The sequence below is a fragment of the Streptococcus gallolyticus subsp. gallolyticus DSM 16831 genome (assembly GCF_002000985.1).
GTDB lineage: Bacteria > Bacillota > Bacilli > Lactobacillales > Streptococcaceae > Streptococcus > Streptococcus gallolyticus.
In genome coordinates, this window is sequence record NZ_CP018822.1 from 742,689 (window position 1) to 755,812 (window position 13,124).

Sequence of the window (13,124 nt, forward strand, 5' to 3'; positions counted from 1 at the left end):
AGGTAGGAGGTGTGATGTGTTATCAGCGCTTGATGAAAATGGAAAATTAGTGTCTTTGTTAGACGCTATCCCAGCCAACCAAAATTTTGTTTGCCCAGCTTGCCGCTCTGCTGTGCGTTTAAAAAATGGCAAAGTTATGCGTCCGCACTTTGCTCATGTTTCTTTGGATAAGTGTGATTTTTATAGTGAAAATGAAAGCAGTGAGCATCTTCAGTTAAAAGCGGCGCTTTATCATGCTGTGTCGCGGACTGAACAAGTCGTGGTTGAAAAAGTTTTACCAGATTTACATCAGGTGGCTGATTTATTTGTCAATGATAATTTGGTTTTAGAAGTGCAATGTTCGCGCTTATCAGAACAGCGATTATTTCAACGCACAAAAGCCTATCAAAGTCATGGTATTCAAGTGCTTTGGTTGTTGGGTGAAAAGTTGTGGCTCGGCAATCGTTTATCACCTTTGCAACGTCATTTTCTTTATTTTTCGCAGAATATGGGCTTTCATTTGTGGGAGTTGGATGTCACAAAACAGCTCATTCGTTTACATTATTTAATCTATGAAGATTTGCATGGAAAGGTTCACTATCTAACCAAGACTTGTTCATTTTCAGATGATATTATGGCATTTTTTCGACTTCCTTATCGGCAGCAGAAGCTTTCAACTTACGAGGTAAACCAAGACCAAACCTTATTAACTTATATTCAAAAACAGCTATCTTCTCGCCATTCAATTTGGTTAAAAAGGCAAGAAGAAGCTTATTTACAAGGAAAAAATTTGCTAAGTTTGCCTTTATCGGCTTACTTTCCACAAGTTCGTCCTTTTGATTTTGCTGAGGGGTTCTGTCAGATTTCCCAAGATTTATCACCGTTTTACGAAAATTTTCATTGCTTTTATCAAAATCAAACAGAAAAAGAACGTCAATGGCTTTATCCGCCAGCTTATTATGATAAAATGGTAAATAAACCTCAAAAAGGAGAATGTGATGTCAGATAATCGTAGTCATATTGATGAAAAATACCAATGGGATTTAAGCACAGTTTTTGCCACAGATGATGCTTGGGAAGCGGAGCTGGCTAGTCTTGATAGTGATTTAGAAAATGCTAAAGCTTACAAAGGGCATTTGACAGCGTCAAGTAATGATTTGCTTGCTATTACGGAAAGTTACCTTGCCTTGTCGCGTCGTTTGGAGAAGCTTTATGTTTATGCTTCAATGAAAAACGACCAAGATACAACAGTAGCCAAATACCAAGAATACCAAGCTAAAGCAACAGCAATCTATGCCAAATTTAGTGAAATTTTTGCTTTTTACGAACCTGAATTAATGCAATTGTCTAAAGAATCTTTTGAGGATTTCGTGGCAGAAACACCAGCTTTATCTGCTTATGCACATTTCTTTGAGCAACTTTTCAAACGTCAACCGCATGTTTTGTCACAGGCTGAGGAAGAATTGTTAGCAGGTGCGCAAGAAATTTTTGGAGCTGCAGGAGAAACATTTGGGCTTTTGGATAATGCTGACATCATTTTTCCAATCGTTCTAGACGATGAGGGCAAAGAAATTCAGCTAACGCATGGTAATTTCATTAGCTTGTTAGAATCAAAAAATCGTGATGTCCGCAAAGAAGCTTACCAAGCTTTGTATGCAACTTATGAACAATTCCAACACACTTATGCGAAAACCTTGCAAACCAATGTCAAAGTGCATAACTATGAAGCGCGTGTTCATCATTTTAAATCAGCACGTGAGGCAGCACTTTCGGCTAATTTTATTCCAGAATCTGTTTATGATACCTTGATTGAAACGGTCAATGCTAACCTGCCTTTGCTTCATCGCTACGTGGAACTTCGCAAGAAAATCCTTAAACTGGATGATTTGAGAATGTACGATATTCATACGCCACTTTCTGAAATGGATATGAGTTTTACCTATGAAGAAGCTTTGGCAAAAGCTGAAGATGTCTTGGCTGTTTTTGGCAAAGAATATTCTGAGCGTGTTCATCGTGCTTTTACAGAACGCTGGATTGACGTCCATGTCAATAAAGGCAAACGCTCTGGTGCCTACTCTGGTGGTTCGTATGATACCAATGCTTTCATGCTGTTAAATTGGCAAGATACCTTGGATAATTTGTTTACCTTAGTTCACGAAACGGGGCACAGCTTGCATTCGACATTTACACGTGAAAATCAACCCTATGTTTATGGAGATTATAGTATTTTCTTGGCAGAAATTGCTTCAACAACTAATGAAAATATTTTGACAGAGACACTTTTGAAAGAAGTTGATGATGACAAAGCACGCTTTGCAATTTTGAATCATTATCTTGATGGCTTCAAGAGCACCATTTTCCGTCAAGCACAATTTGCGGAATTTGAAGATATCATTCATAAGGCAGACCAAGCTGGAGAAGTGTTGACGAGTGATTACCTCAACCAACTTTATGCCGACTTAAACGAGAAATATTATGGACTCAGCAAAGCAGACAACCCAGAAATCCAATACGAATGGGCACGCATTCCGCATTTCTACTACAATTACTATGTTTACCAATACGCTACAGGATTTGCGGCAGCTAGTTATTTAGCTGATAAGGTTGTTCACGGTACACAAGCGGATATTGACCGCTACCTTGATTATCTGAAAGCAGGTAATTCTGATTATCCGCTTAATGTGATCAAAAAAGCTGGTGTGGATATGACAACAAGTGCTTATCTAGACGCTGCTTTCCGAATTTTCGAGGAACGCTTGGATGAGTTGGAAGCTTTAATTGAAAAAGGAGCACATCTATAAAATTATAGCGAGGTTGGGCACATTCTAACCTCGTTTTTATGTTATAATAGAAAAAATTTTTGGAGGTGCTGGCATGGAAATTAGGAAACTAGATGTTAATGATGAAGCGGCTTACCGAGCTTATCAAACGTCTTTGGAAAATGACGACAATCCCTTTATCACGACACGTGAGATTGGTGATTTTAAGACCTTTGTGGAAAATAGCAGAGCGCAAGAAACACAAACTACTAACCCTGATTATTCAACGATGACGACCTATTATGCCTTTTTGAATGGGAAAATTGCTGCGCGTATATCTTGTCGTTGGCAGCTGGAAAAGGGTAATCTTGCGACGATTGGTGGACACATCGGCTATCAAACCTCACCAGAATTTAGACGACAAGGTATCATGACCAAACTTCTTAGCTTTGCTCTTGAGCAATATGCCAAACGTGGCATCAATCCTGTGCTTATCACAGCGCGTGAGGACAATATTGCCAGTCGTAGAACCATTGAAAAAGCTGGCGGTATTTTGGAAAATATTATCGATTTAGAAGATGGGCATCGTCTAGCGCGTTATTGGATTACCTTGGACTTGGAGAATTCAGATTAATATTGAAATGAGGAGACAGAAGTGACAACATTTATTTGGGATTTTGACGGAACTTTGGTGGATTCCTACGAAGCGATTGGGCAAGCCTTGCAAGTGACTTATGCGCATTATGGCTTGGCTTTTGATGAACAATGGATTATGGATTTTATTATCAAAGAATCGGTCAAAGCTTTGCTTTATCAAGTGGCAAAAGAGCAAGAATTAGATTTTGCGGAGCTATCAGCTTTCTTTAAAAAAGAGCAGGAAGCGCGTGATTATCTGATAAAACCCATGCCACATTTAACAGAGGTTCTTGCGGCAACCAAACAAAAAGGAGTGACACACTTTGTCTATACGCATAAAGGTATCACGGCAAATGATGTTTTAGAAAGATTGGGCGTGCGTCAGTATTTTACAGAAGTGGTGACATCAGCAAATGGCTTCGCTCGTAAGCCTGAACCTGAAGCGATTAACTACCTTCTTGAAAAATATGATTTGGATAAAACAAGCACTTATTACGTTGGTGACCGTCGTCTTGACGTTGAAGCTGCCGAAAATGCAGGCATTAAATCAATTAATCTCGGTCAACCGTCATCAAAAATCAATCAACACATTGCTGATTTATCCGATATTGTGGCACTTTTTAATGACTAAAAATCAAAGAAAACCTATTCACAACGGGTTTATTTTGCTATATAATAAGAGTTATGGTTAAATCATATTCAAAAACAGCAAATCACAATATGCGTCGTCCCGTAGTGAAAGAAGACGTTGTTCGCTATATGCGAACACATCAGAAGCAAAATGAGGGCTATCTGGCAGAATTGGAAGCATTTGCTCATCAAGAAAATATCCCTATTATTCAGCATGAGGTTGTGGCTTATTTTCGTTTTTTGATGCAAACATTGCAGCCAAAAAATATTTTAGAAATTGGCACAGCTATCGGCTTTTCAGCACTTTTAATGGCAGAAAATGCCCCAGATGCGAAGATTACGACACTTGACCGTAATCCTGAAATGATTGCCTTCGCTAAGGAAAATTTTGCCAAATATGACACTCGCAAACAAATTACTTTGGTTGAAGGAGATGCCGTTGATACTCTTTCGACACTTGAGGGGGAATTTGACTTTGTTTTTATGGATTCAGCGAAATCAAAATACATTGTCTTTCTACCAGAAGTCTTGAAACATTTGAAAGTCGGCGGAGTCATTGTCTTTGATGATGTTTTCCAAGGCGGGGATATTGTCAAGCCAATCGAAGAAGTGCGCCGCGGACAACGGACAATCTATCGTGGGCTTCAACGATTGTTTGATGCGACACTGGATAATCCAAATTTAACAGCAACCTTACTTCCGTTAAGCGACGGATTATTGATGATTCGTAAAAATACAGCAGATATATCACTGTAAAATTAAGCAATATTTAAGTTATTGTGATATACTAGTGGAGTTAAAGACAAATTAAGGAGTTTAATAACATGGCCAACAAAGAAAAAAAAGGGTTCAAGAAAGCAAAAACTGAGAAAAAACCTAAAGATTTTTCAAAAGTAAAAAAAGTTGTTCAAAGTAAAGCTTTCAAAGGTGTTTCAATTGCAGTAGCTTCAGCTCTTATCGGTGCTGGTGTAACTTACCTTGCTACTAACAGCAATTCAGAAACAAAAGCTCTTGTTACCATGAAAGGTGATACTATCACAGTATCAGATTTCTATAACGCTGCCAAAAGCACTTCTTCATCACAACAAACAATGTTGAACTTGATTTTATCACGTGTTTTTGAAGACCAATACGGTGATAAAGTATCAGACGATGATGTTTCAGAAGCATACAACACAACAGCTTCATCATATGGTTCATCATTCTCAAGCGCACTTTCAGCAGCTGGATTGACATCAGATACTTACAAACAACAAATTCGTACATCAATGTTGGTTGAATACGCTGTAAAACAAGCTGCTAAGAAAAAATTAACAACTAAAAACTATAAAGCAGCTTATGAAGATTACAATCCTGACACAACAGCTATCGTTATTGCTTTGAGCGATGAAGACACAGCAAATTCAGTTCATGACCAAGCAACAGCAGATGGTGCTGATTTTGAAACAATCGCTAAAGACAACACAACAGCAGATAAGACAGAATACACATTTGATTCAGCAGATACTGATTTGCCAGAAGACGTTATGAATGCTGCTTTTGACCAAGACGAAGGTTCTGTATCAGACGTTATTAAAGTGCTTGATACATCAACATATTCTTACACTTACTATATTGTGAAAACAACTAAGAAAACAGAAAAAGATTCTGACTGGAAAACTTACAAAAAACGTTTGAAGAAAATCATCTTAGCACAATATGAAAGTGATACTGACTTCCAAAACGAAGTTATTGCTAAAGCACTTGATAAAGCAAATGTGAAGATTAAAGACGATAGCTTTGCAAGCATCCTTTCACAATATGCAACAAGCTCATCATCTTCTTCATCATCAAGCTCAAGTTCTTCAAGCTCATCTTCAAGTTCTTCTGATGACAGCTCATCATCAAGCTCAACTGAAGAATCTTCTACAACTGAAAGTTCAGATGAATAACATACTTGACCTGAAGCTTAAAATACAGTACAATTAAAAAGATTGAGAATCGTTTTTAAAGTTTCAGATTCAGAAAAGTGGCGGATGTTGCGAGCCATGGAAGAATTTAAAAATGTGCTACTCATGTTTTCTTACCTTTAGGCTTTGAACATCATCTTCTGATGACATCAAGTAAAAGAAGAAAAAACAATTTAAGATATAAATGAAGAATGACAAGTTCATTGAATAGAGGTGGTACCGTGGCTGTTTGTCACCCTCTGTATGTGGACTTGTCGTTTTTTGATGACAAAAAAGCACAATTTTGATGGATGATTTCAATCTATGGCAAGCGTTGAAAGACCGCTTAGTAATAAGAAAAGGAAAGATGTAATGAAACAATTAACTAGTGCGCAAGTGCGCCAAATGTGGTTAGATTTTTGGAAATCAAAAGGTCATTCTGTTGAACCTTCAGCAAACTTGGTTCCTGTAAATGACCCAACATTGTTATGGATTAACTCAGGTGTTGCAACCCTTAAAAAATATTTTGACGGTTCTGTCATTCCTGAAAATCCACGTATCACAAATGCACAAAAAGCTATCCGTACAAACGACATTGAAAATGTTGGTAAGACAGCTCGTCACCACACAATGTTTGAAATGTTGGGGAATTTCTCTGTTGGTGATTATTTCCGTGATGAAGCTATCACTTGGGGATATGAATTATTAACAAGCCCAGAATGGTTTGATTTCCCTAAAGATAAACTTTACATGACTTACTATCCAGATGATAAAGATACTTACAATCGCTGGATTTCACTTGGTGTTGAGCCAAGCCACTTGATTCCAATCGAAGATAACTTCTGGGAAATCGGTGCTGGACCTTCAGGACCAGATACAGAAATCTTCTTTGACCGTGGTGAAGATTTTGACCCAGACCACGTTGGTATCAAACTTCTTGCTGAAGATATTGAAAATGACCGTTATATCGAAATCTGGAACATCGTATTGTCACAATTCAATGCCGACCCAGCTGTTCCACGTTCAGAATACAAAGAATTACCACACAAAAACATTGATACGGGTGCTGGTTTAGAACGTTTGGTTGCAGTTATGCAAGGGGCTAAAACAAACTTTGAAACTGACCTCTTCATGCCAATCATTCGCGAAATTGAAAAATTATCTGGTAAAACTTATGATCCAGATGGCGACAATATGAGCTTCAAAGTTATTGCCGACCACATCCGCTCACTTTCATTTGCTATCGGTGATGGTGCCCTTCCTGGAAATGAAGGTCGTGGTTACGTGCTTCGTCGCTTGCTTCGTCGTGCTGTTATGCACGGTCGTCGTCTTGGTATCAAGGAGACATTCTTGTACAAATTGGTTCCAACTGTTGGTAAAATCATGGAATCATACTACCCAGAGATTCTTGAAAAACAAGACTTTATCGAAAAAATCGTCAAACGTGAAGAAGAAACATTTGCTCGTACAATCGATGCTGGCTCAAGCATGCTTGATGAATTGTTGGCTGATTTGAAAGCTGCTGGCAAAGATACGGTTGAAGGTAAAGACATCTTCAAATTGTACGATACATACGGATTCCCAGTTGAATTGACAGAAGAATTGGCTGAAGATAAAGGTTTCAAGATTGACCATGCTGGCTTTGAAGCTGCTATGAAAGAACAACAAGAACGTGCTCGTGCCAATGTTGTTAAAGGCGGCTCAATGGGTATGCAAAATGAGACATTGTCAAGCATCACTGAAGAATCAGTTTTTAGCTACGAAGATGAAGTCCTTGATTCTACATTGTCAGTTATCATCGCTGATAACGAACGTACAGAAGCTGTTTCAGAAGGTCAAGCCTTGCTTGTCTTTGCTAAAACACCATTCTACGCTGAAATGGGTGGACAAGTGGCTGACCACGGTGTGATTAAAAATGATAAAGGCGATATCGTTGCGCGTGTGACTGATGTTCAAAAAGCACCAAATGGTCAAGCACTTCATACAGTTGATGTCTTGGCAAGCTTGTCAGTTGGTACAACATACACTCTTGAAATCGACAGCAAACGTCGTCACCGTGTGATTAAAAACCACACAGCAACCCACTTGCTTCACGCTGCGCTTCACAATGTTATCGGTGAACACGCTACTCAAGCTGGTTCACTTAATGAAGAAGGCTTCTTGCGCTTTGACTTTACTCACTTTGAAGCTGTAACAGCTGAAGAATTACGTCAAATTGAAGAAGAAGTTAACCAACAAATTTGGAATGCTATTCCTGTTAAGACTATTGAAACTGACATTGATACTGCGAAATCAATGGGCGCAATGGCTTTGTTTGGTGAAAAATACGGTAAAAATGTCCGTGTTGTCACAATCGGGGATTATTCAATTGAACTTTGTGGTGGTACACACGTGTCAAATACAGCAGAAATCGGAATCTTCAAGATTGTCAAAGAAGAAGGGATTGGTTCAGGAACACGTCGTATCCTTGCTGTGACAAGTAAAGAAGCCTTTGAAGCTTACCGTCAAGAAGAAGAAGACCTTAAAACAATTGCTGCTACGCTTAAAGTCCCACAATTGAAAGAAGTCACTAATAAAGTCGCAAGCTTGCAAGAGCAGTTGCACAAATTGCAAAAAGAAAATGCTGAATTGAAAGAAAAAGCAGCTGCAGCGCAAGCTGGTGATGTCTTTAAAGATGTCAAAGAAGCAAATGGTGTTCGTTACATTGCTAGCCAAGTAACCGTTTCTGACGCTGGTGCTCTTCGTACATTTGCGGACAACTGGAAACAAAAAGATTACTCTGATGTGCTTGTATTGGCGGCAGCTATTGGCGAAAAAGTCAATGTTCTTGTAGCAAGCAAATCAAAAGATGTTCATGCTGGCAATTTGATTAAAGCTTTGGCACCAATCGTATCAGGTCGCGGTGGTGGTAAACCAGACATGGCTATGGCTGGTGGTTCAGATGCCGCTAAAATTGCTGACCTTCTTGCAGCAGTGGCTGAAAATCTGTAACATCTGTTAGGCAGTCTTTGACTGATAAAGGAGTTGTTTTGTCAGATGAAATCTAAAAACACACTTTTGAAATTAGCTATCGCTTTTATCGGTATAACGCTGCTGATTCTTGCTTACATTATTATTGTAGATGCTCTGCAAGGTCACGTTAATTGGGTAACCTTACTAGTCGCTTTAGCAGAAGGCAGTCTCCTCAGCAGTCTGATAAAAATGTTACAAGATAGCGGAAAATAAACATAAGCCCACCTAAAAAGGTGGGTTTTTTAGTTATAGTTTTTAACTATCGAGTCTATTTAAAATAACTATTTTACGAGGGCTTGTTAGACTGCTATAATAGTCACTAAGATTTCAGAATATTTTCATAGAAGATAGGATTGAGGGAAAAATGAAAGTTTCACTTATTCAGATGGCTATCCGTGAAGCGGATCCTGAGCAAAATAAAAAGAAAGTATTGGAGTTATTGGAAAAAGCGGTGCATGATGCGCCAGATGTGATTGTTCTTCCTGAGATGTGGAATACTGGCTATGCCTTGAAACAGCTGGCAGATATTGCTGATATTAATGGGAAAGAAACGATAAGGGATTTAGGAAATTTTGCTAAGAAGCACCATGTTAATTTGGTGGCTGGATCGGTCGCAACGGCAAAAGAAAATCACTTTTTTAATACGACCTATGTGTTTAATCGAGAGGGGCAAGTGATTGCTGATTATGACAAGGTGCATTTGTTTGGCTTAATGGTAGAAGATGAGTACCTGCAAGCAGGCAATAAAGAAAGTGTTTTTGAACTAGATGATGTCAAAGCAGCTAGTGTGATTTGTTATGACATTCGTTTTCCAGAATGGGTGAGAACCTTGATGTCTAGCGGTGCTAAGGTTTTATTTGTGGTAGCTGAATGGCCCAAAGAACGTGTGGAGCAATGGGAGATTTTATTGCGAGCGCGTGCGGTTGAAAATCAGGCTTTTGTCGTGGCTGTCAATCGGGTTGGCGATGGCATTTCAGACCATTTTTCTGGGCATTCTCTGGTGATTGACCCATTGGGGAAAATCGTTTTACAAGTGCCAGATAATCAAGAGGGAATTTTTACGGCTGAACTTGATTTGACAGAAGTTGAAAAAATTCGGGGTTGCATTCCAGTTTTTGCTGACCGCAAGCCAGATTTGTATCATTAGGAGGAATTAAGGTGTTTTCACAATCAAAGATTTTACAAGAATTGCCAGAACAGTTTTTTGCTAGTCTTGTCGCAAAAGTTAATGTCAAAGTGGCAGAAGGCTATGATGTCATCAATCTTGGACAGGGCAATCCAGATCAGCCAACTTATGATTACATTGTTGATGCTTTAATTGAATCAGCCAAAAATCCTGCTTCTCATAAATACTCGCAATTTCGTGGAAATGCTAATTTTAAAGCGGCAGCCAGTCAATTTTATAAGGACAATTATCATGTAAATCTTGATAGCGAAAAGGAAATTTGTGTCCTTGGTGGTGCAAAGATTGGCTTGGTAGAATTTCCTCTGGCGACAATGAATCCTGATGAATTGCTCTTGTTGCCAGACCCAGGTTATCCAGATTATCTCTCAAGTGTGTCGCTTGGAAAAATCAACTATGAGACATTTCCGTTAAAAGCTGAAAATAATTTCTTACCAGACTTGCAAGCTATTCCTGAAGAAGTAGCTAAACGTGCGAAATTCATCTATGTTAATTATCCTAATAATCCGACAGGTGCGGTTGCAACTGCAGCATTTTACGAAGAACTCGTCGCTTGGGCTAAAAAATACGAGGTTGGGGTAGTTAGCGATTTTGCTTATGGTGCCTTAGGGGCAGACGGTTATGAGAATCCAAGCTTTTTGTCAACACCTGGAGCTAAAGATGTCGGCATTGAGTTATACACTTTTTCTAAGACCTTTAATATGGCGGGGTGGCGTTTGGCATTTGCGGCAGGAAATGAACAATTGATTGAAGCGCTTAATTTGCTACAAGACCACCTTTTTGTGAGTATCTTCCCTGCTATTCAAGATGCGGGAGCAGCAGCTCTTTTAGATGAAAAAGCAAAGGCAGCAATCGCAGGGTTAAATCAGAAATACGACAAGCGTCGCCATGCTTTTGTTCAAGCAGCAGAAAAAATTGGTTGGCATGCTTTTGAGTCAAAAGGGTCGTTCTATGCTTGGATGCCCGTACCAGAAGGGTATGACAGCGAAAGTTTTGCAGATTTGCTATTAAATGAAGCTCACGTTGCTGTCGCACCAGGAAAAGGTTTTGGAGAACAAGGAGACGGATACGTCAGAATCGGTTTACTCGTCGAACCAGACCGCCTTGTCGAAGCCGTCGAGCGAATTAGCAAACTGAAATTATTTGAAAAATAGTGAAAGCTTGGGTAAGTTTAACCCCAAGTTTTTTTATTAATATGATATTGTTGTGATTTCCAAATAATTAAAACTGGAATTTAAATTTACTGTTTACGACGAAAAAGTGACCTTTTACGACTTGGACATTTCATTCTAAAATTTTCTGTTAGAATAAAAATATCAATTTTGATAATTTTTAGAGGGACTGGAAGAATTTAATGGTTAGGATAAATGTACAAAATTTGTCTAAAAGTTTTAAAGATACTGTGGCTTTAGACGAGGTATCCTTTTGTGTTAATGAAGGGGAAATTTTTGGTTTTTTAGGACCTTCGGGTGCTGGTAAAACAACAACTATTAATATTTTAACGAATCAGTTAAAACAAGATAGTGGAGAGGTTGAAATTCTTGGTAAAAAGCCTGAACAATTAACTCCTGATGATTATTTAAAAATGGGAATTATGAGTGATACCGTAGGTTTTTACGAAAATATGACTGTATATAAGAATTTAGAATTTTTTGCACGTTTTCACAATCTTCCGATGAGTAAAGTAGATGATTTGTTGAAGCGTCTAGATTTATATGAAGATCGTAATAAAAAAGCGAAAAAAATTTCTACTGGTATGCGCCAACGATTATTACTCATTCGTGCAATTTTACACGATCCTGAGATTATTTTCTTAGATGAGCCAACTTCTGGCATGGATCCAACATTATCACAAAAAGTACATCAGTTATTGTTGGAATTGAAGAATAAGGGCATTTCTATTTTTTTGACAACTCATAATATGCAAGAAGCAACTAAATTGTGTGATAAATTATCTTTATTAAATAAAGGTAAAATTTTGGAATATGGAAGTCCAGAAGAGATTATTGAAAAGTATCGTGTTGACGATAATGTTCATCTTCTCTATAAAAATGGTGAGGAAAAAGTTATTTCAAGAGATGAAGTTGCCAATTACCTTAATCCTAATGTTGTCAGTATGCATACAGCAGAACCTGATTTGGAAACTATTTTTATTAAATTGACAGGAGAAAAATGGCATGGGGAATAGATTTATGAGTTTACTTTGGTTACGTTGGCAGTTCATATTAAGTAATAAACTTTTTCTTTTTACGGTTTTCTCGCCAATTCTTTACATGGCGATATTTGCTGCTTTGGGAAATCCAGAAATCAATGCTTCGCTTATCGGAACGGGAATTAATTTAGTTTATAGTTACACAGCAGGTACCTTTGCCTCGACCATGATTTCAGAGGAAAAAGAAAAGAAAAATTTAAAAGCTTTGATTTTATCAGGAGTAAGGCAGGGAGAGTACATTTTATCAGTTGTTGTTTTTCCACTCCTTTTTTCCTTGATTTCTAGTATTTTAATCCCAATTATAATGCAAATCCAAGATATGGATTGGGGAAAATTTTTAGTAGTTGTGAGCTTGACTAATCTTATTTTTGTGTTGTTGAATCTTTTAATTGCATTTTTAGCTAAAAATCAAACCCAAACAACGGTTTGTAGTCTTACATTAGTTATTATCGCAAGTTTTCTCCCTCTTTTTTCAGAATTTATTAAATCTGTTAACAAATTCATGCATTATTCTTTTATTGGTGCAAATGCCAAATATTTTAAGGAATTATCTAGTTATCAATTGACTGACCAAACAATGGTTGTTTTACTTATTTGGATTTTCTTGACTTCAATAGCGCTTTATTTTGCTTATAAGAAAAATCGAAAAATTGATTAGCAAACTGAAATTATTTGAAAAATAGTGAAAGCATAAGTGAAAATTTATGCTTTTTTTGTTTTTTATGCAAAAAATACTTGACTTATGAATAAATATACTATAAAATTGAATACATATTTATTCAAGG

At 37.8% G+C, this 13,124-nt stretch carries 12 protein-coding genes; all 12 read left to right on the top strand.

What is annotated here, in order from left to right; all coding sequences use genetic code 11:
* The first annotated feature begins 16 nt into the window (after nt 1–16).
* Nucleotides 17–988 carry a competence protein CoiA gene (locus BTR42_RS04005; RefSeq protein ID WP_077496514.1) on the top strand — a complete coding sequence of 324 codons (972 nt, stop codon included), beginning with the start codon at nt 17–19 and terminating at the stop codon, nt 986–988.
* Entirely contained in the window at nt 978–2,780 is a 1,803-nt protein-coding gene (gene pepF, locus BTR42_RS04010; RefSeq protein ID WP_077496516.1) for an oligoendopeptidase F, read from the top strand. The genes BTR42_RS04005 and pepF overlap by 11 nt, the downstream gene beginning before the upstream one ends.
* 73 nt (nt 2,781–2,853) lie before the next feature.
* Entirely contained in the window at nt 2,854–3,372 is a 519-nt protein-coding gene (locus tag BTR42_RS04015; RefSeq protein WP_009853778.1) for a GNAT family N-acetyltransferase, read from the top strand.
* Between the two features lie 21 nt (nt 3,373–3,393).
* The gene (locus tag BTR42_RS04020; RefSeq protein ID WP_013642868.1) at nt 3,394–4,005 is read left to right on the top strand and encodes an HAD-IA family hydrolase; all 612 of its coding nucleotides are present in this window, start codon (nt 3,394–3,396) and stop codon (nt 4,003–4,005) included.
* Nucleotides 4,006–4,058: 53 nt separating this feature from the next.
* Complete coding sequence (locus tag BTR42_RS04025) at nt 4,059–4,760, top strand: O-methyltransferase (protein WP_009853780.1); 702 nt, start codon at nt 4,059–4,061, stop codon at nt 4,758–4,760.
* A 68-nt stretch (nt 4,761–4,828) separates the two neighbouring features.
* Nucleotides 4,829–5,935 (top strand): peptidyl-prolyl cis-trans isomerase, encoded by a 1,107-nt coding sequence (locus BTR42_RS04030; RefSeq protein ID WP_009853781.1) that lies wholly within the window; start codon nt 4,829–4,831, stop codon nt 5,933–5,935.
* A gap of 369 nt (nt 5,936–6,304) precedes the next feature.
* Nucleotides 6,305–8,923: an alanine--tRNA ligase gene (gene alaS / locus BTR42_RS04035; protein WP_074656445.1), complete on the top strand. Its 2,619-nt coding sequence runs from the start codon at nt 6,305–6,307 to the stop codon at nt 8,921–8,923.
* A 45-nt stretch (nt 8,924–8,968) separates the two neighbouring features.
* A complete protein-coding gene (locus tag BTR42_RS04040) occupies nt 8,969–9,157 on the top strand; it encodes a hypothetical protein (RefSeq protein WP_009853783.1) in 189 nt (62 codons plus the stop codon).
* Nucleotides 9,158–9,308: 151 nt separating this feature from the next.
* Nucleotides 9,309–10,091 (top strand): carbon-nitrogen family hydrolase, encoded by a 783-nt coding sequence (locus BTR42_RS04045; RefSeq protein ID WP_074656450.1) that lies wholly within the window; start codon nt 9,309–9,311, stop codon nt 10,089–10,091.
* A gap of 11 nt (nt 10,092–10,102) precedes the next feature.
* Nucleotides 10,103–11,281 (top strand): pyridoxal phosphate-dependent aminotransferase, encoded by a 1,179-nt coding sequence (locus BTR42_RS04050; protein ID WP_077496518.1) that lies wholly within the window; start codon nt 10,103–10,105, stop codon nt 11,279–11,281.
* Nucleotides 11,282–11,481: 200 nt separating this feature from the next.
* Complete coding sequence (locus BTR42_RS04055) at nt 11,482–12,315, top strand: ABC transporter ATP-binding protein (protein WP_009853787.1); 834 nt, start codon at nt 11,482–11,484, stop codon at nt 12,313–12,315.
* Nucleotides 12,305–12,997 carry an Rv2686c family ABC transporter permease subunit gene (locus BTR42_RS04060; RefSeq protein ID WP_077496520.1) on the top strand — a complete coding sequence of 231 codons (693 nt, stop codon included), beginning with the start codon at nt 12,305–12,307 and terminating at the stop codon, nt 12,995–12,997. The genes BTR42_RS04055 and BTR42_RS04060 overlap by 11 nt, the downstream gene beginning before the upstream one ends.
* Nucleotides 12,998–13,124 lie beyond the last annotated feature (127 nt).